Origin of the sequence: Pseudarthrobacter sp. YAF2 (genome assembly GCF_052113345.1) — a bacterium.
Classification (GTDB): domain Bacteria; phylum Actinomycetota; class Actinomycetes; order Actinomycetales; family Micrococcaceae; genus Arthrobacter.
The window spans coordinates 86860-106939 of the sequence record NZ_JBFRDA010000003.1; the positions used below are offsets into that span (position 1 = coordinate 86860).

The window sequence follows — 20080 nt, forward strand, 5'->3', positions numbered from 1 at the left end:
CAGGGCGGCGTTGCTCACTGGAAGTCCAGGAAGACCGTCTCGCACTCGCCCTGGAGGCGGATGTCCCAGGTGAGGCCGCCGTCTGCGTCGCGGCGGGCAATCAACGTCTTGCGGCGCTCGGGGTCCAGCGAGCTGAGCAGGGGGTCGTTGGCCAGTGCTTCGGTGTCCTCCGGCAGGTAGATACGGGTGAACAGGCGGTTGGTGAGGCCGCGGGCGAAGAGCGCCACGGAGATGAACGGGGCCGCGCCCGGCTTGGTGGGGCCGGGGTTGACCGTGGTGAACGTGAAGACGCCGGAGTTGCCCACGGCGCCGCGGCCCCACCCGGTGAAGGTGTAGCCGTCGCGGACCAGGGAGCCGGTGCGCTGGACCACGTTGCCCCCGGCGTCCGGCTGCCAGATTTCCAGGATGGCGTCCGGGATGGTGTGGCCCGCGCCGTCGTAGACGGTGCCTTGGAGGCGGATGGAGCCGGGCGAGCCGGGCGCCAGGAGCTCGTTGTCCTTTTCGAACGGAAGCGCGTAGCCATAGAACGGGCCGACGGTCTGGCCCGGGGTGGGAACAAGTTTGGTGCTCATTTTCCTACTCCTCGTCACCTTCTGCGCCGAGCGCTTCGTTTTCGGTCCAGGTCCGCTTGGGCCCGGTCAGGACGATGTCCCAGTTGTACCCCAGCGCCCACTCGGGCTCGGTGAGGCTGTGGTCGTACGTGGCCACCAGCCGGTCGCGGGCGTCCTGGTCCACGATGGTCTGGTAGATCGGGTCCAGCGGGAAGAGCTGGTCGCCCGGGAAGTACATCTGGGTGATGATGCGCTGGGTGAACTCGGTGCCGAACAGCGAGAAGTGGATATGCGCGGGGCGCCACGCGTTCAGGTGGTTCTTCCAGGGGTAGGCGCCGGGCTTGATGGTGATGAACCGGTAGGAGCCGTCGGGGCCGGTGATGCAGCGGCCAATACCCGTGAAATTGGGGTCGATCGGCGCGGGGTGCTGGTCGCGCTTGTGGATGTAGCGGCCGGAAGCGTTGGCCTGCCAGATCTCCACCAGCTGTCCCGCCACGGGGCGGCCGTCGCCGTCCAGGACCTTGCCGGAGACGATGATCCGTTCACCCAGCGGTTCGCCGTTGTGCTGGATGGTCAGGTCCGATTCCAGCGCGTGCACGTCCTGGTGCCCGAACGCCGGCGAGTACAGCTCAATCGTCTCCGGATCGGCGTGCTGCAGGCTCTTGGTGGGGTGGCGCAGGATGCTGCTGCGGTAGGGCGGGTAGTCCAGCCGCGGCTGGGTCTCCGGCAGGCCGCCGTCCTTGAGGGCCCGCTGGTACGCCTCGCCGATGGCGCTGATCTCTGCACTGAGGTCCGCCTGCGATTCGATGGCCTTGTCCAGTGGCTGGTGGGCAGCCTTCGGTTCGGCCCGGGGCACGAGTTCCTCCGACTCCAGCTCTGTGGTGATGTCTTCCGGCACGGCTGGCTCCTTTCTCATCTGTTGGGTTTGTTGCGTCTTGGGGTCCGGGTTGGCTCAGCTGCGGTGCAGGAAGTCGTACTGCACCGCGTGGCGCACCGGGGCATTGGGGGCGCCGTAACCGTTGTAGCTGCCGCGGCGTTCCACCATTTCGAAGAACACGCTGCCCACGGTGGCGGTGTAGAAGTGCAGGAACTCCCCGTCCGCGTCCCGGTCGAAGAGCAGGTTGAGCTCCTGCAGGGTGGCCAGGAACCCGGGTTCAAGACCGAACCGGGCGTCCAGGTCCTCGTAGTAGTTGGCGGGAATCTGCAGGAATTCCAGGCCCTTGTCCCGGGCGGCGCGGGCCGTGGCCACGAGGTCCTCCACGGCGAAAGCGATATGTTCCTGGTACGTTTTCTGGCCGTGTGCCTGCTGCACCGGAGCGAGGTTGAGCACCAGCCGCACCGCGCCGTTGGAGGTCTGCATGACCTGCGAGCGCACCAGTCCGCTGGGGCTGGGCACCTCCGCGAACGGCTGGGGCTCCAAAGCCAATGCGCTGGTGTAGAACAGCACGGCCTCGTCGAAGTGCTGCCACGGCTGGGCCAGGTTGACGTGGTCAATGACTGCGTTGGCTCCGGCGGAGGGGTGTTCGAGGCCTTCGCCGAACTCGTGGGTCCAGGCGGCGGTGCCGTCCGGGCTGCCCTGGCAGAGGAAGATTTCGGTGGAGTCCGGGGCGGAGATTCCCTGGAAGACTTCCTCGTCGGCCTGCACCTTGCGGGCCACCACGGGGGCCTTGAGCTGCTGGGCCCGGGCCGAGGCAATCACGGGGGAATCGACGTCGAACCCAAGGGCGGCGATGGCCGGTTCGGCGTGCGAGGCTGCCTGTTCGTTGATGATCACGCGGGCCTGGCCCATGGTCCACAGCTGGACGTCCTTGGTGCGGTGCCGGCCTTCGAACGTGAAGCCGAGCTGGCCGAGGAGTTTCTCGACCTGCGCGGTATCGTCCGCCTTGACCTCGGCGAAGTTGAAGCCCGCGGGTTCGTTGACCTTGGGCAGGGTGGCCAGTTCCATGGGATAACGACGGCGGAGGGCGGCTCCGGCGCCGGCGGCACCTTCGGCGCCAGCCAGCCACTTGGCGCTCTGCTCTTCCAGCCAGATTAGGGAGCGCATGGCGTCGACAGCCGTCCGCTCGACGTCGGACTGCCGGAAGACGTCGTTGAAGACCTCCAGGGACACCGGACCCGCGTAGCCGGCACGGACCACGTGGCCCATGAACTTTGCCAGCTCAAACTGGCCCTCGCCCGGGAACACCCGGTAGTGGCGGCTCCAGGAGAGGACGTCCATGGAGAGCTTGGGGGCGTCGGCCACCTGGACGAAGAAGATCTTTTCCGGGTTGATGGTTTCGATCGGCGCCGTGTCCCAGTCCCGGGAGAGGATGTGGAAGGAGTCCAGGCAGGTCCCCAGGTTGGGGTGGTCCACGGTCTCCACCAGCCGGGAGGCATGCTCGTAGTCGTTGACGTACTTGCCCCATGCCAGTGCCTCGTACGCCACTTTGACGCCGTGGTCCCCGGCCAGTTGCGCCAGCTCCGCGAGCTGTTCGGCGCGCAGGCCGTCGTCGTCGATGGTTGCGGTGGCAACGTTGGAGCACACCAGGATGGTGTCCATCCCCAGGCGGGCCATGAGCTTGAACTTCGCTTCGGCGCGCCGGAGGTTGGCCTTGAGCAGGTCCGGGGTGACGCCGTCGAAGTCCCTGAACGGCTGGTACAGGTCCAGGCCAAGGCCCAGGTCAGCGGCCATCTTCCGCACGTCCTCGGGGCTGAGGGGCGAGGTGACCAGGTCCTGCTCGAAGATCTCGATGCCGTCGAACCCGGCGATCGCGCAGGCCTGCATCTTTTCCTTCAGCGTGCCGGACAGGCAGACGGTGGCGATTCCCGTGCGCATCAGGCCGCCACCTCCTCGGCGGCCACGAGCTCCAGGAAGTGCGCGCGCATCCGGTCGGGGTCAGCGTCCTGGCCGGTGAAGATCCGGAAGGCATCCGCTGCCTGCCCCACGGCCATCCGCCCGCCGTCCAGGACCTCGCAGCCCTTGGCGCGGGCCCCGCGGACAAGTTCGGTCTCGATGGGACGGTAGACGATGTCCGCCACCCAGTGGCGTTGCTCCAGCAGGTCCAGGTCCAGCGGCAGGCCGGGGTGGGCGGCCATTCCCACGGGGGTGCAGTGCACCAGCCCGTCGGCCAGCGGCATCAGGCGCGGCAGGTCCGCCGGCGTGCCTGCCGTGATGGTGCTGTCCGGGAAGAAGCCCTGCAGCTCGGCGGCCCTGGCAGCCGCCCGGGCCCGGTCCATGTCCACAAGGTCAAGGGTCCGCACGCCTGCGGTGAGCAGGGCGTACGCGACGGCGGATCCGGCGCCCCCGGCGCCCAGCTGGACCACGCGGTCCAGGCTCGCTCCGGGGAGGCCAGATGCCAGGGCGGCGGCGAAGCCGGAGAAATCGGTGTTGTGCCCGATGAAGCGGCCGTCCCGGATGACCACCGTGTTCACGGCGCCCAGGCGGCGGGCGTCCGGGGAAATCTCGTCCAGGTGTTCCAGCACGAGCTGCTTGCAGGGGTGGGTGATGTTCAGCCCGTTAAAACCCAGGGTACGTGCACCCTGCAGGATGGTTCCAACGGATTCGCCGGACAGGCCCAGTTCGAGGAGGTCAATGGGCCGGTAGAGGTAGCGCAGGCCCTGCACGTCCCCTTCGCGTTCGTGCATGGGCGGGGTGAGCGATGGCATGACGCCGTCTCCGACCAGTCCTACGAGGTAGGACTCAGTTCGATTACTCATCCGTGCAGCTCCTTTGGTAACGGCACCGAACAGGCTGCGTCCACGCGGGGACAGGCGTGTCCGGTGATAGGGATTACAGTACAGCATTTGTTCACTCTGCGCACTCAAGTTCGGGATGCGAACACGCACTTTTCTCTTGGTCCGGTTTTCGCGGCGCCCGGAGGTGGTCAACCGCGCTGCGGAAGGCGGTCCGCCAGCTCGGCGGCCGCTTCCTGCAGCACCGGAACGTGCGCCTCCAGCTCCTCGAGGCTGAGGCGGAAGACCGGGACGGCCGTAGCCAGCGAGGCAAAGGCGTGTCCCTGGCTGTTCAGCAGCGGGACGGCCACAGCGCGCATGCCGGCCTCATTTTCTTCGTCCATTACCGCATAGCCACGGCGGCGCACTTTTTCGATCTCCTTGCGGAAGGCATCGCGGTCAGTGATGGAACGCCCGGTGAGGGCCTCCAGCGGAAGCTCCGAGAGCAGCCGCTCCCGCTCCGCGTCGTCGGCGAAAGCCACCAAGGCTTTCCCGACGGCAGTGGTGGAGAGTGAGCCCAGGTGGCCGGGGTCGCTGGTGACCCGGAAGATCTGCGGGCCGTCCACCTTGCTGACCGTGAGGTGGTGGAGGCCGTCGCGGACGCTGAGGATAGTGGCCTCCCCCGTCCGCTCGGTCACCCGCCGCAGAATGGGCAGGGACGTGCCGGCGAAGCCGTGATGGTTGGAGACCCGCTGGCCGAGCTGGAAGATCCGCAGGCCCAGGTGGTAGCGGCGACCCTCCGGCTCGTAGTCAACGAAACCGTCGCGCGCCAGCGATCCCAGCAGCCTGTACGTAGTACTGAAGGGCAGCTCCGCCCGCCGGGAGATTTCCGCCGCACTGGCGCCGCGGGGTTCATCCCCCAGCAGGACCAACAGGCTGAGGGCCTTGCCCACCATGTCCGGGCGCTCAGCGGGTTTGGTGGACGCCTTGGGTTCGGGGGGCAGGGCATTGACAGGGGCCGGGGCGGCCTGGCCGGAACCAGTGAATTCGTCGTCAGCCACTGTGGTTTGGTTCACACTCATAGAAAGATGTTGCCACAATGTGAGAGCTATTTCTAGATAGTGAGTATTTTCTTGACAAGTGATTGCCCTCACAGCCATAGTTTCTATATCGCAAAAGTAGCTCCCACCATGTGGCTACAAATGCCGGGTCTTTTTCCGGACTCCAGCCGCATCGCGCCCGCCCGCACCAAGGCAGCGGCGGCTGCGACCTCCAGATCCATCCGCGACAACGTCGTCACACCAAAGGAACACCATGAGCCAGACACTTCCGTCCGCCGGGGCGGGTGCCCTCACCTCCGGCGGGACGCCCAAGAAGGCAGCCCTTGCCAGCTTCCTCGGCAGCGCCGTCGAGTACTACGATTTCTTCATCTTCGGCTCCGCAGCCGCACTGATCTTCCCCAAGGTCTTCTTCCCCGATGCCGACACCAACGCGGCGATCATGTCCTTCGCCACGTTCGGCTTCGCCTACGTGGCCCGGCCGGTGGGCGCCGTCATCCTGGGCCACTTCGGTGACCGGGTGGGCCGCCGCAAGGTCCTGATGTTTACGTTGTTGCTGATGGGCGCCTCCACGTTCGTGATCGGCTGCCTGCCCGATTTCCACACCGTGGGTTGGTGGGCTCCGGTCCTGCTGGTGCTGGCCCGCCTCTGCCAGGGCCTCTCAGCCGCAGGCGAGCAAGCCGGCGCCTCCTCCATGACGCTTGAGCACGCCCCGGACAACCGCCGCTCCTTCTTCACCTCATGGACCCTCACCGGCACCCAGGGCGGCCAGATCCTCGCAGCGCTGGTTTTCATTCCCGTCCTCGCACTGCCGGACGAGATCAAGTACGGCATTGGCTGGCGCATCCCGTTCTGGCTCAGCGCCGTCGTGGTCGTTGTTGCGTTCCTGATCCGGCGTACCCTGCACGAACCGCCCGCCTTCGAGGAAGCCCGCAAGACCGCCCAGATCGCCAAACTGCCCGTTGCGGACCTGCTCAGGGGCCACTGGCGCGACGTCCTCCGCGTAATCTGCTGCGCTTTCATCGCCGCCGTTTCCACCGTATTCGGCACGCTGGCCATCAGTTACGCCAAGACGGTCGCCGGAGTTGACGGCACCACCACCCTGTGGCTCGTCGTTGGCGCAAACCTGGTGGCCCTGGGCACGCAGCCGCTCTTCGGCAAGCTCGCAGACAAGATCGGCCGCAAGCCCGTCTTCATCTACGGCGCCGTGGCCAGCGCGCTCCTCACGCCGGTGTTCCTGCTCAGCCTGGAGTCCGGCAGCATTCCGCTCATGTTCCTGGCCGCCATCGGCTACTTCTCCGGCGGCTATGCGGCTGCCAATGCGGTCTGGCCGTCCTTCTACGCCGAGATGTTCAGCACCAAGGTCCGCTTCTCCGGCCTGGCCATCGGCACCCAGCTCGGCTTCCTGATGGCAGGCTTCGCACCGGCCATCGTCGCAGCCATGGGCGGCATCCAGCCCGGCGGCTGGGTGCAGATCACCATCTTCACCGGCATCATCTGCGCCATTGCAGCCATCTCGGCGCTCACTGCCAAGGAGACCTTCCGGACGCCCACCAAGATGCTCGGCCTGAAGTAGGCAGCGGAAGCGCCGAACCAGCCCGGTTTTTAGAGCCGGAAAGCCCGCCATTCCCCCAAATGGCGGGCTTTCCTTTGCCAAAGATGGGCTGCTTCGGCAGCGGTCCCTACGGCCGGCCGGTCTCCAGAACCGAGGCGAGGTCGAAGTTCACCGGCTCCTCGAGCTGGGCGTAGGTGCAGGATTCCGGTTCCCGGTCCGGCCGCCAGCGGTTGAACTGGGCGGTGTGGCGGAACCTCTCGCCCTCCATGTGGTCGTAGCGGACCTCCACCACGAGCTCGGGCCGCAGCGGGATGAAGGACAGGTCCTTGCCGGCGCTCCACCGGCTGCCCTCGGCGTTCCGTGGTGTCCGCTCGCCCTCCTCCTGCTTGGCCCAGGCCCACGGGTGGTGGTCGAAGTCCGTCACGAGCGGCTGGAGCTCCTCGAACAATTCCTTGCGGCGCTTCATTGGGAACGCGCCGATCACGCCCACGCTGGCAAGGCCGCCGTCCTCCTTGTACAGGCCCAGCAGCAGGGAACCGATCGCGTCGGGCCCGCTTTTGTGGAGCCGGTAGCCGGCTACCACGCAGTCAGCGGTCCGCTCGTGCTTGACCTTGAACATCACCCTCTTGTCCGGTTCGTACCGGCCCTCCAGGCGCTTGGCCACGATGCCGTCCAGCCCGGCTCCCTCGAACTGTTCAAACCACTGAGCGGCGGTGTCCTTGTCAGTGGTGGCCGCCGTCAGGTGGACGGGGGCGCTGCTGCCCGCGAGCGCCTTCTCCAGTGCTGCCCGCCGCTCCGAGAACGGCCTGCCCGTGTAGTCCTCATCGCCCAGCGCCAGGAGGTCGAAGGCCACGAATGACGCGGGCGTCTGCTGGGCCAGCAGCTTCACCCGGCTGGCCGCGGGGTGGATGCGCTGCTGCAGGGTATCGAAATCGAGCCGGTCTCCGGAGGCGCCCACCAGGATGATCTCGCCATCCACCACGCAGCGCGTCGGCAGGTTCTCCTTCAGGGCGGCCACCAGCTCCGGGAAGTAACGGGTCATGGGTTTTTCATTGCGGCTGCCGATCTCCAGGTCCTCCCCGTCCCTGAAGATGATGGACCGGAAGCCGTCCCATTTTGGCTCGTAGCTGAGGTCCCCGCCAGCCGGAATGCCGTCGAGGCCGCTGACGGCCTTGGCGAGCATGGGCGGGACGGGCGGCATCACGGGAAGTTCCATAGCGCCCATTCTTGCCCGACCGGGGCCCCGGCCGGTAGGGCGGCACGGTTTCAGGCGGCCAAAAGCCAGACGATCAGGACCAGTACCGGCGCGGCGGCGGCCGTGGAGAGCAGGATTGTCTCCCGCGCCACGGCCACGCCCCGGCCGTACTTGCTGGCGAACAGGAACACGTTCTGCGCCGAGGGAAGCGCCGCCATGAGCACCACGCCCAGGAGCATGTGGTGGTCAAGGTTGAAAAGGAAGTGTCCGATGACGAACGCCACCGCCGGCATGACCGCGGACTTGAGGGCCGTGGCAGTGAGGATTTCAGGGGTGTGGCCGCCGCTTCGAAGCATGGTGGTTCCCCGCAGCGACATTCCGAACGCCAGCAGCACCACCGGGACGGCCGCCCCGCCCAGCAGCGTCAGCGGGGCCATCACGGGGGCGGGAAGCTCCACATGCAGTGCGGCCAGGACCACGCCAAGGAGCGAGGCGATGATCATCGGGTTCCGGAAGGGCTGGGTAAGCATCAGCCGGGGCGAGAACCGCCCTGCGGCGGACAGGTCGAGCAGGGTGAGGACCAGCGGGGCGAAAAGGAGCAGCTGGACCAGGAGCACGGGTGCCACCGGCGTGGCGTCCCCCAGCGCATAGAGCATTATGGGGATACCGATGTTGTTGGCGTTGACGTAGGAACCCGCCATTGCGCCGACGGCTGTCTCGGCGAGCGGCCGCGGAAACCAGATCCGGCTGGCGGCCACATACAGCAGCGCGGTGACGGCGGCCGTAATCATGGCCAGCGGTACGTAAGCAGAGAAGACCACGGACAGGTCCGACTTCAGCACCACCGTGAAGAGCAACACCGGGTTGGTGATGAAGAAGGCGGTGCGCGTCAGCGCCATGATGGTGGGTTCATCGCCCAGGCCGCAGCGTGCGGCGAGGTAGCCCACGGCGATGACGACGCCGATCACGGCGAGGCCAATGAGCACTCCGCCCATAAAGGTACTTCCTTCCGGTCCCGCGACTTCTGCCCGGTGCGGGACCGGCGGGACCACAAGTACCCAACTTATCGAACAAGTGCCCCGCAGGCGGCGGGCGTCCACGACGTGGGCCACCGGACGCCGCGGGCCCGCCGGTGTGAAAAAATCAACCATGCATGCCATGCAACACTCCAGCAAACTCCAGAACGTCCGGTACGAACTCCGGGGACCCATCCTGCAGGCGGCCAAGAACATGGAGGCCGAAGGCCACCGGATCCTCAAGATGAACCTTGGGGACACCGCACCTTTCGGGCTGGAAGCGCCGGAGTCCGTGGTGGTCGACATGATCCACCATCTCCGCGGCGCCCAGGGCTACAGCGATTCCAAGGGGATCTTCACGGCGCGGACCGCCATCTCGCAGTACTACCAGACCCGGGGCCTGATGAATATCGGTGTCGAGGACATCGTGATCGGCAACGGCGTCAGCGAACTGATCAACATGTGCCTGCAGGCGTTCCTGGAAAACGGGGACGAAATCCTGGTCCCGGCACCGGATTATCCCCTCTGGACGGCGGCCGTGACCCTGACCGGCGGAAAACCGGTGCACTACCTCTGCGACGAAGCGGAAAACTGGTGGCCGGACATGGCCGATGTGGAAGCGAAGATCACCCGCCGCACCAAGGGCATCGTGATCATCAACCCGAACAACCCCACCGGCGCCGTCTACCCGCGCCACATCCTGGAGCAGTTCGCGGAGTTGGCCCGGAAGCACAACCTGGTCCTGTTCTCCGACGAGATCTACGAGAAAGTGCTGTATGCGGACGCCAAGCACATCCATACCGCGGCCGTAGCCGAGGACATCTGCTGCCTGACGTTCAGTGGCCTGTCCAAGGCCTACCGAATGCCCGGCTACCGGGCCGGATGGGTGGCCATCACCGGGCCGCTGGCCGCCACCGCCGGTTACCGCGAAGCCCTGGAACTGCTCGCGTCGCTGCGGCTGTGCGCCAACGTACCCGCCCAGCACGCCATCCAGACCTGCCTGGGCGGCTACCAAAGCATCGAGGCGCTGGTGAAGCCGGGCGGCCGGCTTCGGGAGCAGCGCGACCTCGCCCACAAGCTCCTCACTGCCATCCCCGGCGTGACGTGCGTTCCGGCGTCGGGCGCCATGTACCTGTTTCCGCGCCTGGATCCGGAGCTCTACCCGATCAAGAGTGACGAACAGTTCGTCCTGGACCTGCTCCGGGACCAAAAGATCCTGGTCTCCCACGGTTCGGCGTTCAACTGGCCCGCACCGGACCACTTCCGCTTCGTGATCCTCCCTTCGGTGCTGGACATCGAGGAAGCCGTCCGGAGGATTTCCACCTTCCTGGCCGCCTACCGGGGCGGAACAGCAGCATGAAACCGTCGCGGCGCGAAGAACTAACCGCACGCTAACCGCGAGGAAACCGGTACGCAACATTCCGCGCCCACACTGGATTACGCAGGCAAGAGCCCGCACCAGCTCCAGCCAGGAGGTCCCGCGATGTTGAAGAAGGCGACCACGCATGTAACCAGAGTCCGCGCACTGGACCAGCTCCACCGCGGTGATGAAATCGAAGCCCGCCTCTCGGTGGGGCCCTCCTACGACGACGTGGTGATCCGCCGCGGCAGCGTCCAGGAAACCGCCCCAGGTATCGGCGTGGTGTGGATCCTGGACCGGATCACGGGGGTCCGGAAGGCCATCAATACCGACGAATGCAGCGTGTGGCGCGTGGCTTAGGCACCGGACGTTTGGCGGCGGGCGCAGTCAGTCAGGACTGCCCGCCGCCAGGCAACCCGGGCGTTGACCTTCAGCCGCCGGCCACCGACTGGATCACCAGGACCTCCTGGCCAGGTGCAACTTCGGTGTCCAGGCCCTGCAGCCGCCGCACCTCGTCACCGCCCACATAAATATTGACGAACCGCCGCAGGGCGCCGGTCTCGTCGCGGAGGCGCCGGCCCAGGATGGCGTAGTCGGCGGACACCGCATCAAGGAGCTTTCCCACCGTCACCGGCCCGTCGGCGGGTGCAGTCAGTACGGACTGCCCGCCGGCCAGAGGCTGCAGGACGCTGGGCAGCAGCAGCGAAATGTCAGGCAACGGCCACCACTGCCGCCCGCACGCACAGGACGTCCGGCAGGTGTGCGGCCACTTCCGTGAACGTTTCGCCTTCATCCGCACTCGCGTAGACGGTCCCGCCCCGCGTGCCGAAGTACACCCCTGCCGGCTCTGCGGTGTCCACTGACGCCGCGTCCCTGAGCACGCTGTTGTATTCCCTTTCCGGGAGGCCTGCGTCCAGCCTCTTCCAGGTGCTCCCGGCGTCGTCCGTGCGGTGGACGGCGAGCTTGCCGTCCGGGGGGATGCGTTCGCCGTCGGCTTTCAGCGGGACCACCCATGCTGTCCCCTCCCTGCGGGGGTGGGTCAGCATGACGAAGCCAAAATCGGCCGGCAGGCCCTCAGCGATGGAGTCCCAGCTCTCAGCGTTGTCGTCCGTCCGGTAGACCCCGTGATGGTTCTGGGCGTAGAGGCGCCCGTCCACCGCTGCGTCCGCCGCGATCTTGTGCACGCACTGGCCGAACTCGGGGTTCGGGTCCGGCATGAAGTACGCCGAGATGCCCTTGTTGCGCGCTTCCCAGGACGTGCCGCCGTCGAGCGAGCGGTAAACGCCGCCGGTGCTCATGGCCACGTGGACTGTTTCACCCGCGGGGTGGACCACAATCGAGTGTGCCGCCGCCCCGCCGTAGCCGGCTCCCCACTCGCTGTGGTGGGGGTGGTCCCACAGGCCGCGGTTCAACTCGAAGTGCTCCCCTCCGTCGGTCGACTTCCAGACCGAGATGGGTTCGGCTCCTGCCCACACCACGCCCGGGCGGGACTCCGCGTCCGGGTAGATCTGCCAGACGCGTTCCAAGGCTGCGCCGGTGTCCTCCGGGAACCTGATGGCGCCGTGCTCCGGCTCGGTCCATGTGGCGCCGAGGTCATCGGAGTGCGCCACAGTGGGACCCCAGTGCGGGCTGCTGACGCCCACCATGATCCGGGTGCGGCCCTCCCTGGTGTCGATCCCGATGCTGGGGATTTCTGCCATCAGGAAATGGGGGCCGGTGAAGGACCACTCCTGCCTGTCCTGGCTTGTGGCCAGCCACAGTCCCTTTTTCGTGCCGATCGCCAGGAGGTATGTTTGCGCCGTTGCCATGCGCACCATGCAACCATCCGATGGACCAGCGCGCAACGGTTTTCAAGGGCCGCGGGGCTGTCAGTCCACAAACTCCGATTGGGTCTGGATGAAGTCCCAGTCGGCGGCGTTAAGGACGGCCGCGGGATTGCCCGGGTGGGGTCCGCCGGCCTCCGCAATGCCTTGGAGTACCGGGAGCGGCAGTTCCTCCGCATAGAGGTTTTCCCGGAGCCATTCCTTGCTTGGAAGGTCCAGGTCCAGCCACCACATGAAGATTTCCATGTTCACCTCCCTGCCTCAGTTAAAACGTTAGGCGCGGCGCAGGTGGCGGACAAGGCTTCACTGCGGAAGCAGGTGGGCCACGCCGCATTTAGGGTACTGGCAAGTAACCTGGCCGCCAGGGCCGCGAAAAAGACGAGTAGCCGCTACTCGCGACTGCCTCCGGGGACGCCCCTAGCCTGAAAACTCACGCAAGCTGACCGTGCTGCTGGGGCTGATGGCGCCACCGCTGCCCTTTCCTCACCATGGTCCGTTTCACACATATATATGGGGAGAAAACATGAAACGCACCTTAGCCACACTCGGGGTGATGGGGCTCGGCCTGCTCAGCCTCACAGCGCCTGCCATGGCGGCCTCTGACCAAGTGGTGGTCTGCCACTGGGACGGCAGTACCCTCACGCCGATGTCGTTCAACACCAACGGGACGGGCGGACACGACCAGCACGCCGAAGACATCATCCCGCCAACCCCCAAATTGCCGGCAGGCAAGAACTGGGACAACGCGGGAAAGATCCGGTACGTCAACGAATGCGGCGCGGCACTGCCCCCCGGTGAGGTCATCGATCCGCCCGTCGTCGTCGACCCGCCGGTGGTGGACCCGCCCGTCGTGACCCCACCCATCGTCGTCGACCCGCCGGTGGTGGACCCGCCCGTCGTGGCCCCGCCCACCGTTGTCGACCCGCCGGTGGTGACCGCGCCCGTCGTCGTCGATCAGCCTGTGGTTCAGCCGCCGGCGGCCGTAGTCGCCGCGGCCGCACCCGCCCAGCAGGCACCAGTCCAGCAGGCACCAGTCCAGCAGGTTGCTGCGGCTCCGCAGGCGGCTCCCGTCAGCGTGGGAACCAACGAAGGCTTCAACGCCCAGACGGCGGTGGACGCCAGGGACGGCGGGCCGGCATGGCTTGCCGGAGTGGGAGCTCTGGCAGCTGCAGGAGCCGCGGTGGCAGTACGCCGCCGGTCCCGCTCCGTGAATACCGCCGGCTAGCCGGTACAGGCCGCTTCGGTGGCCCCGTGACAAGGAAGGCGTCCTGCCAGTGCCCGGCAGGACGCCTTCCTTCCAACCCCGCACCAACGCAGGAGGAGTGCCATGCCACAGGAACGGAGCCGGCACGCTGCCCGTACGAGGCGGCCGTGGCGGCGCTTGAACCGGGGCGACCTGGCCATCCTCTCCTGCGGGGTGGTGGCCTTCCTGTCGCTTACCTTTGGCAGTCCAGTGTTCCAGCAGGGACAACTGGCGGCCCACGTCAGTGCCCCGGCCACAGCCCCCATGACTCCGGCCGCATTGCCGTCCGGCAATGCGGCCGCCCCGATCGCCGTGACAGGCACGCCGGATGCCACGCCCGCGCCCGTCCAGGCGACTCCGGCAGCGGCTGCCCCGGCAGGACCCCAACTCCCGGCCGCCGCGCAGCCGGTCCACATCCGCTACCCATCCGCCGACGTCGATGCGGCCATCCATCCTCTGGACCTCGATGGCGCCGCCCAATCCAGCAGGACCATCGAGCCCCCCGCCACCAAGGACGGCTACTGGCTGACGCCGTTCGGTATCCCCGGCAAGGGCTCCGGCAACACCACCTACATCATCGGCCACAGCTGGGAGGGCGCGGACGCTCCCTTCAACCACCTCAGTTCAGCGGCTGCCGTCGGCGACCGCTTTGAGCTGGACACCGCTGCCGGCACCATCACCTACCAGGTGGACAGCATCACCACCTACGTGAAGTCCACGCTCAAGGACAGCCCCATCTGGGACATGGTGCCCAACCGGCTGGTCCTGATCAGCTGCTACACCGAGGATCCGTGGGGCAAGAATGTTGTGGTCACGGCCTACCCGGCGTCCTGACCCTTGGGGCCGGCATCAGTGGAGCGGCGGTCCGGCACCAGCAAGGCCGGCGGCCCGGAGGTACCTGTTGACGCCGCACCTCTTGGGCGGACAATGGGCAGCATGACGTGGGAATACGCTAAAGGTGCTCCACTGCTGGTGGGGGTCACGCCCAATCAACACCCCGAGGTACTCCAAACCGCTGCCAACCTTGCGGTCAGGCTGGCCGCGCCCCTGGTGTGCGCCTACGTGGACGAGGCCAGCTACCTGGTGGAGTGGGACCCTGCCCGCTCCGCGCACCGCCTTTCCCTGCACCCGGGCGACGACGGCGACATCCGGGGCCTGACGGCGGAGTTGAAGGCCCAGGTCCAGGCCGCCGTTGACAAAGCAGCGTCCGGTGGAAGTCCGCCGGAGTGGTCACTCCGCACGCTCGCCGGGGATCCGGCACGCGCCTTGGGGCAGCTCGCCGCCGAACTGGACGCCCCGATGATCATTGTGGGCACCTCCGAGCGCGGCTTTTCGCACCGCCTTTCGGAGGCCCTCAGCGGATCCGCGGGCGCGTGGCTCAGCCATCACCAGAGCCGCCCCGTACTGGTGGTCCCCTACCGGATGGCCGCCCATGAGGACGCGCCATGACCCGCAATTCCCAGGTAAGAACAGCGCGCTGGAGGGCCGCTTAAAGTAAAGCGAAAGTAGTTATTCGCGTAGCTGGCGCCGTGCACTACCAGCCAGTAAGCTGGTTCAAGCAGTCCGGTTCCGCGAAAGTGGAGACGTGAAACTGCCCAAATGCTGCTCCGGAGTGCGTATCCCCCAATAACGCACTCCGGAGCTTTTTTGTGCCTTTTTCCGTCCAGACAGCAAGACAGCCGCATCCCCGCATACATCCCTGCATACCCCCTCGGGGTACTTGCGATATACCCCCATGGGGTATAGCTTTTAGGGTATGAACCCTACCGAAGAAGCAGCCGTGGCGGTGGAACATGCCGTCCCGGGCAGCGATGCCACGCCCCAGCACGGGTACACGGGCAACAAGGACGCCTACCTGCGGCGGCTGAAGCGCATCGAGGGTCAGGTGCGCGGCATCGCCCGCATGGTGGATGAGGACAAGTACTGCATCGACATCCTGACCCAGGTTTCCGCCGTCACCAAGGCACTGCATGCTGTCAGCCTGGGCCTGGTCGAGGAACACATCGGCCACTGCGTCGTGGGCGCAGCCTCGGAACCGGACCCCGCCGCGCGCGCCGAGGCGATCGATGCCAAGGTGAAGGAAGCCGCCGATGCCATCGGCCGGCTGCTTCGCTGACAACAGAAACCCCCTCCCCGGCCACCGCCGGCCAGTATGAAGGAGCACGCCATGAGCACCACCTCCCCCGCCACCACCACCATCAGTGTCTCGGGCATGACCTGCGGCCACTGCGTGTCTGCCGTCAGTGAAGAACTCGAAGCCCTGGAGGGCGTCGAAGCAGTGAACGTGGACCTCAACGCCGGCGGCATCTCCACCGTGACCATCACCTCCAGCGGCAAACTCTCGCCCCAGGACATCGGTGAGGCCGTGGCCGAGGCCGGCTACCTGATGGTCGCCAACGACGCCTGAAAACCCCCTCCAACACCGGAAAAGCGGACATGAGCCACCAAGAACTGCTGCACCCGCCAGGCACCCGCGTGGTGGAACTGGACATCCAGGGGATGACCTGCGCCTCCTGCGTCAACCGGGTGGAAAAGAAACTCGGCAAGCTCGACGGCGTGGCAGCCGCGGTCAACCTCCCCTTGGAGCAGGCCTACGTCACGGTCCCCGAGGGCATCACCGACGAACAGCTGGTGGAAACGGTCAGCGCCGCAGGCTACACGGCGAAGGTCCGTGCGCCACGCAAGGCTGAACCCGACGTCGAGCACGCCGAAACCCTCCGCCCACGCCTCATCCTCGCTGCCATCATGACCGTCCCGGTGTTCCTGGTGAGCATGGTTCCCGCGTTCCAGTTCCCCAACTGGGGCTGGGCAGTGGCCACCCTGTCTCTTCCCGTGGTCACCTGGGCGGCGTGGCCCTTCCACCGGGCGGCAGCCGTCAACGCACGGCACCTGGCATCCACCATGGACACCCTGGTGTCGCTCGGCGTAGCCGCCGCCTACCTCTTCTCGGCCTGGCAGTTGCTGGCCGAGCCCGGCATGACCGAACACCCGGGCACGGAGGGCATGTCCGGCGGCCTGTACTTCGAGGTGGCTTCCGTGGTCACCACCTTCCTGCTCCTTGGCCGCTACCTGGAGGCCAACGCCAAGCACAAAGCCGGCGATGCCCTCCAGGCCCTGCTGAACCTGGGCGCCAAGGACGCCACGGTCCTGCGCGACGGGCGCGAACAACAGATCCCCGCCGACCAACTGCAGGTGGGCGACGTCATGGTGGTCCGCCCGGGCGAGAAGATCGCCACCGACGGCGTGGTGATCGACGGCGACTCCGCCGTGGACACCTCGCTGGTCACGGGCGAGTCCGTCCCCGTCGAGGTGGCCCCGGACAGCCGCGTCACGGGTGCCACCATCAACACCTCCGGCCGCCTCCTGGTCAGGGCAACCCGGGTGGGATCCGAGACCACCCTGGCCCAAATGGCCCGCCTGGTATCCCAGGCCCAAACCGGCAAGGCCCCGATCGCACGCCTCGCGGACCGCATCAGTGCCGTCTTCGTTCCGGTGGTCCTGGCCGTTGCCGTCCTCACGTTCGTGCTGTGGCTCCTGTTCGCTGGTCCGGACGCGGACGGCGGGCACCTTCGGCAGGCGTTCACCGCCGCGGTCGCCGTGCTGGTGATTGCCTGCCCGTGCGCCCTGGGCCTGGCCACCCCCGTCGGCCTGCTGACGGGCAGCGGCCGCGGAGCGCAGCTGGGCCTGCTGATCAAGGGCCCCCAGGTCCTTGAGGATACGCGCACCGTGGACACCATCCTGCTGGACAAGACCGGCACCGTCACCACCGGCGCCTTGGCCGTGGACGCCGTGCTGGCATTCCCCGGTTTCAACCAGCACGAACTCCTCCGGCTGGCCGGCGCCCTCGAGGCCCCCTCCGAACATCCGGTGGCCCGCGCCATTGCCGCGGCGGCGGCTTCCGCCACAGATTCTCCGGGCACAACGGACGACGACGGCGGCCTGCCATCCGTGCAGGGGTTCAGTTCCGCCCCGGGCGGCGGGGTGTCCGGAACCGTGCAGGGAAGGCAGCTGCTGGCAGGGCGGAGTGGCTGGCTGGGGCAGAACGGAGTCCCCCTGGACGCCGGGCAACAGGCACAACTGGCAGCTGCCGAGGACGGCGGCGCCACGGCCATCTGCGTCGCGGTGGATGGCACGGCGGCCGGAATCATCAGCCTGCGGGACACCGTCAAGGAAGGTTCCGCGGCCGCCGTCGCCCGGTTGAAGGCGCTGGGCCTGCGGCCCATCCTGCTGACCGGGGACAACGCCGCCGTCGCCGCCCGGGTTGCCGCCGCCGTCGGCATCGCCGCGGATGATGTCTACGCCGGCGTCCTGCCCGAGGGCAAAGTCGAAGCGGTGCGCAGGCTCCAGGCCGGCGGCGCCACGGTGGCCATGGCCGGCGACGGCGTGAATGATGCCGCGGCCCTGGCCCAGGCGGATCTGGGGATTGCCATGGGCTCCGGAACCGACGTCGCCATCGAAGCCGCTGACCTGACCGTCATGGGCAGCGACCTGGCCCAGGTGGCCCAGGCCATTGAACTGTCCCGGAAGACCCTGGCCACCATCAGGACCAACCTGTTCTGGGCGTTCTTTTACAATGCGGTGGGCATCCCGGTGGCCGCCCTCGGCCTGCTCAACCCGATGATTGCCGGCGCTGCGATGGCCGCCAGCTCCGTCCTGGTGGTTGCCAACTCACTGCGGTTGCGCAGCTTCGGCAAACCCCGGCCCTGAGCTCAGGCGGTGCGGTACCGCACTGACGCGCGCGCCTTGGCCTTGGCCGCTTCGGCGTCCCGGTCCTTGGGCGGCGCCTGCGTCACCAAAGCATCGAGCAGGTGCTGGGTGATGTGCGCAATCTCGTGCACCGCATCGTCAAAGGCTTCCTGATTGACCTTGGACGGTTTGGTGCTGCCACTGATTTTGCGGACATACTGCAGGGCGGCAGCATGGACTTCCTCCGACGTGGCATGCGGTTCAAAGTTGTGAAGGGTTCGGATATTCCGGCACATACCGCCATGCTAGGCTCTTCGAACGCCTGGGATCGACCCCTTTTTGTGGTCCACACGCGGAGTCCATGGGGAGGCCTGCATGGGCAGGGCTGCCCATCGACACCGTTTTACGGGCCGGGGTAGGTTTTAGGCAATGGATCTTCCGGATGAGCCGGGGGGCCGCTGGGGATGCCGACCAGGTTCGGATCCACGATCTAACAAGGAGAAACTGATGGCTATTTGGGGTGCAGACGTTGAGCAGCTTCGCCAGCTCGGCAGCAAGCTTCAGGCAGGGGCGTCCGAGATCGAGACGCAGAAATCCACACTTACCAAGCTTCTGCACGGGACCGACTGGAAGGGCCCGGACGCGGACAAGTTCAAGGGCGAATGGGATGGCCAGCACGTCACCATGCTGACCAAGGTTGCCGAGGCCCTGAAAGAGGCCGGCAGCCAGGCCAAGCGCAACGCTGAGCAGCAGAGCCAGGCCTCGAACGGCTAATGCCTGGGGCGGCGCGCTTGTGCCGCCGGACCGGCCCGGTCACCGCAAGGTGCCCGGGCCGTCGTCTTTTAAGGCGCGGGCTCCGGTGACCGGACGGATGCGGCCTAAGGCACGGGCTCGACGTCGTTCGCGTGCTCCAGCGGGGGCGCCGGCACCGGAGCCCCGGGCGCTTTGCCGCCGGCTGCCGTTGCGTGGGCGCGGAGCTCGTCGAGCCGGACCAGGATGACTCCGCCGACGATGAGCACGCCGCCCAGCAGCTGGATGGCGCCCGGGAGCTCGCCCAGCAGCAACCAGGCCCAGACGACGGCGAACAGAACCTCGGTCAGCGACACGAAGGATGCCACCTTGGAGCCCAGGGCCCGGGCGGCCATGATGCCAGAGGTGTAAGCCAGGACGGTGGCCAGCACCACCAGCCCCGCCAGCGGTCCCCACCACGGCATGGTCCAGGGGCCCAGGCGGGTGTCCGCGCTGCTGAACGCCATGGGGAGCACGCCCAGCGCACCCGCCAACCACATCACGGCCGCACCCACCAGGAGTCCGCCCGAGGCCAGGACGATGGGCGGCAGGGTGTCATTTTCCTTGGCAGTGATGAAGAAGTAGATGGCCAGGCAGACAGCGGCGGCCATGCCCCACAGAACCCCTTCCAGATCAACCTTGACGGCGCCGGTGAGATCAAGGACCAGCACCAGCCCGGCCAGGGACAGCAGCGTCCCGCCGAAGGTCAGCAGCCGGGGGCGCCGGCGGCTTGCGGCCCAGAGCCACAGAACGATGATCACTGGGGCCAGGTACTCGAGCAGCAGCGCAACCCCCACGGACAACCGCGCCACGGCGTTGAAGTAGAACAGCTGGCAGGCCGCCACTCCGATCAGCCCGAACAGCACGATAGTGATCCAGTTGTCCCGCAGCTGGTGCCAGCGGCCCCTGAGCGCGGACACCGCCGGCAGGGCAAGGATCAGCGCGGCGCCGGTGAGGCGGGCGGTGACGGCCGCCCCGGGGGACCAGCCGGTCTCAAGGAGCGCTTTGGCGAAGGACCCGGAGAGGCCGAAGACGGCGGAGGAAAAGAGCGCCACGCCAAGCCCGGAGGCAAGGAAACCGGGCCGCCTGATGGGCGATTGCGGGTGTGTATGGTTCTTGGCGGCAGGCACCGTCGCCTCCTGTCAGGAGTAAA

22 protein-coding genes are annotated in these 20080 nt (G+C 67.1%); 10 read left to right on the forward strand and 12 right to left on the reverse strand.

Annotation, left to right across the window (positions count from 1 at the left end; genetic code table 11):
• Window positions 1–14: 14 nt before the first annotated feature.
• The 5 genes from pcaG to AB4Y79_RS04335 all read right to left on the reverse strand — a co-directional run bounded on the left by pcaG (window position 15) and on the right by AB4Y79_RS04335 (window position 5158).
• The gene (pcaG, locus tag AB4Y79_RS04315; RefSeq protein ID WP_441859055.1) at window positions 15–572 is read right to left on the reverse strand and encodes a protocatechuate 3,4-dioxygenase subunit alpha; all 558 of its coding nucleotides are present in this window, start codon (window positions 570–572) and stop codon (window positions 15–17) included.
• 4 nt (window positions 573–576) lie between these two features.
• The gene (pcaH, locus tag AB4Y79_RS04320) at window positions 577–1449 is read right to left on the reverse strand and encodes a protocatechuate 3,4-dioxygenase subunit beta (RefSeq protein ID WP_441859057.1); all 873 of its coding nucleotides are present in this window, start codon (window positions 1447–1449) and stop codon (window positions 577–579) included.
• 54 nt (window positions 1450–1503) lie between these two features.
• On the reverse strand, window positions 1504–3366 hold the full coding sequence (locus AB4Y79_RS04325) for a bifunctional sugar phosphate isomerase/epimerase/4-hydroxyphenylpyruvate dioxygenase family protein (RefSeq protein WP_441859059.1): 1863 nt from the start codon (window positions 3364–3366) through the stop codon (window positions 1504–1506).
• Window positions 3366–4247 (reverse strand): shikimate dehydrogenase, encoded by an 882-nt coding sequence (locus tag AB4Y79_RS04330; RefSeq protein WP_441859061.1) that lies wholly within the window; start codon window positions 4245–4247, stop codon window positions 3366–3368. The genes AB4Y79_RS04325 and AB4Y79_RS04330 overlap by 1 nt, the downstream gene beginning before the upstream one ends.
• Window positions 4248–4414: 167 nt before the next feature.
• On the reverse strand, window positions 4415–5158 hold the full coding sequence (locus tag AB4Y79_RS04335; RefSeq protein WP_441859506.1) for an IclR family transcriptional regulator: 744 nt from the start codon (window positions 5156–5158) through the stop codon (window positions 4415–4417).
• A 358-nt stretch (window positions 5159–5516) separates the two neighbouring features.
• Here AB4Y79_RS04335 and AB4Y79_RS04340 point away from each other — a divergent pair, with 358 nt between their 5' ends.
• The gene (locus AB4Y79_RS04340; protein ID WP_441859063.1) at window positions 5517–6836 is read left to right on the forward strand and encodes an MFS transporter; all 1320 of its coding nucleotides are present in this window, start codon (window positions 5517–5519) and stop codon (window positions 6834–6836) included.
• Between the two features lie 106 nt (window positions 6837–6942).
• Here AB4Y79_RS04340 and AB4Y79_RS04345 read toward each other — a convergent pair whose 3' ends face one another.
• Both AB4Y79_RS04345 and AB4Y79_RS04350 read right to left on the reverse strand, forming a co-directional pair.
• Window positions 6943–8031, reverse strand: coding sequence for an ATP-dependent DNA ligase (locus AB4Y79_RS04345; protein WP_441859065.1), 1089 nt, complete (start codon window positions 8029–8031; stop codon window positions 6943–6945).
• A 50-nt stretch (window positions 8032–8081) separates the two neighbouring features.
• Window positions 8082–9005 (reverse strand): AEC family transporter, encoded by a 924-nt coding sequence (locus AB4Y79_RS04350; RefSeq protein ID WP_441859067.1) that lies wholly within the window; start codon window positions 9003–9005, stop codon window positions 8082–8084.
• A 154-nt stretch (window positions 9006–9159) separates the two neighbouring features.
• Here AB4Y79_RS04350 and AB4Y79_RS04355 point away from each other — a divergent pair, with 154 nt between their 5' ends.
• Both AB4Y79_RS04355 and AB4Y79_RS04360 read left to right on the forward strand, forming a co-directional pair.
• Window positions 9160–10386: a pyridoxal phosphate-dependent aminotransferase gene (locus AB4Y79_RS04355; RefSeq protein ID WP_441859069.1), complete on the forward strand. Its 1227-nt coding sequence runs from the start codon at window positions 9160–9162 to the stop codon at window positions 10384–10386.
• 123 nt (window positions 10387–10509) lie between these two features.
• A complete protein-coding gene (locus AB4Y79_RS04360) occupies window positions 10510–10746 on the forward strand; it encodes a hypothetical protein (protein ID WP_018762891.1) in 237 nt (78 codons plus the stop codon).
• A 70-nt stretch (window positions 10747–10816) separates the two neighbouring features.
• Here the strand turns inward: AB4Y79_RS04360 and AB4Y79_RS04365 are convergent, their stop codons facing one another.
• The 3 genes from AB4Y79_RS04365 to AB4Y79_RS04375 are packed head-to-tail and all read right to left on the reverse strand — an operon-like array spanning window position 10817 to window position 12455.
• On the reverse strand, window positions 10817–11104 hold the full coding sequence (locus tag AB4Y79_RS04365) for a MoaD/ThiS family protein (protein WP_441859071.1): 288 nt from the start codon (window positions 11102–11104) through the stop codon (window positions 10817–10819).
• Window positions 11097–12203: a WD40/YVTN/BNR-like repeat-containing protein gene (locus AB4Y79_RS04370; protein WP_441859073.1), complete on the reverse strand. Its 1107-nt coding sequence runs from the start codon at window positions 12201–12203 to the stop codon at window positions 11097–11099. The genes AB4Y79_RS04365 and AB4Y79_RS04370 overlap by 8 nt, the downstream gene beginning before the upstream one ends.
• Window positions 12204–12254: 51 nt before the next feature.
• The gene (locus tag AB4Y79_RS04375) at window positions 12255–12455 is read right to left on the reverse strand and encodes a hypothetical protein (protein ID WP_308929301.1); all 201 of its coding nucleotides are present in this window, start codon (window positions 12453–12455) and stop codon (window positions 12255–12257) included.
• A gap of 277 nt (window positions 12456–12732) precedes the next feature.
• Between AB4Y79_RS04375 and AB4Y79_RS04380 the strand changes: the two genes are divergently transcribed.
• The 6 genes from AB4Y79_RS04380 (at window position 12733) to AB4Y79_RS04405 (ending at window position 18159) form a co-directional block, all read left to right on the forward strand.
• Window positions 12733–13434, forward strand: a complete 702-nt coding sequence (locus tag AB4Y79_RS04380) for a hypothetical protein (RefSeq protein ID WP_441859075.1) — start codon at window positions 12733–12735, stop codon at window positions 13432–13434.
• 102 nt (window positions 13435–13536) lie between these two features.
• The gene (locus AB4Y79_RS04385) at window positions 13537–14286 is read left to right on the forward strand and encodes a class F sortase (protein WP_441859077.1); all 750 of its coding nucleotides are present in this window, start codon (window positions 13537–13539) and stop codon (window positions 14284–14286) included.
• Between the two features lie 102 nt (window positions 14287–14388).
• On the forward strand, window positions 14389–14901 hold the full coding sequence (locus AB4Y79_RS04390; RefSeq protein WP_441859079.1) for a universal stress protein: 513 nt from the start codon (window positions 14389–14391) through the stop codon (window positions 14899–14901).
• Between the two features lie 307 nt (window positions 14902–15208).
• A complete protein-coding gene (locus AB4Y79_RS04395; RefSeq protein WP_308929297.1) occupies window positions 15209–15568 on the forward strand; it encodes a metal-sensitive transcriptional regulator in 360 nt (119 codons plus the stop codon).
• A gap of 51 nt (window positions 15569–15619) precedes the next feature.
• A complete protein-coding gene (locus tag AB4Y79_RS04400; protein WP_441859081.1) occupies window positions 15620–15859 on the forward strand; it encodes a heavy-metal-associated domain-containing protein in 240 nt (79 codons plus the stop codon).
• A gap of 29 nt (window positions 15860–15888) precedes the next feature.
• Window positions 15889–18159 carry a heavy metal translocating P-type ATPase gene (locus AB4Y79_RS04405; RefSeq protein WP_441859083.1) on the forward strand — a complete coding sequence of 757 codons (2271 nt, stop codon included), beginning with the start codon at window positions 15889–15891 and terminating at the stop codon, window positions 18157–18159.
• Window positions 18160–18161: 2 nt separating this feature from the next.
• On the opposite strand, the gene AB4Y79_RS04410 is transcribed toward AB4Y79_RS04405, so the two are convergent.
• The gene (locus AB4Y79_RS04410) at window positions 18162–18434 is read right to left on the reverse strand and encodes a DUF2277 domain-containing protein (RefSeq protein ID WP_441859085.1); all 273 of its coding nucleotides are present in this window, start codon (window positions 18432–18434) and stop codon (window positions 18162–18164) included.
• 211 nt (window positions 18435–18645) lie between these two features.
• Here AB4Y79_RS04410 and AB4Y79_RS04415 point away from each other — a divergent pair, with 211 nt between their 5' ends.
• Complete coding sequence (locus tag AB4Y79_RS04415) at window positions 18646–18912, forward strand: WXG100 family type VII secretion target (RefSeq protein ID WP_441859087.1); 267 nt, start codon at window positions 18646–18648, stop codon at window positions 18910–18912.
• A gap of 104 nt (window positions 18913–19016) precedes the next feature.
• On the opposite strand, the gene AB4Y79_RS04420 is transcribed toward AB4Y79_RS04415, so the two are convergent.
• Window positions 19017–20057 (reverse strand): EamA family transporter, encoded by a 1041-nt coding sequence (locus AB4Y79_RS04420; protein WP_441859089.1) that lies wholly within the window; start codon window positions 20055–20057, stop codon window positions 19017–19019.
• Window positions 20058–20080: the final 23 nt, after the last annotated feature.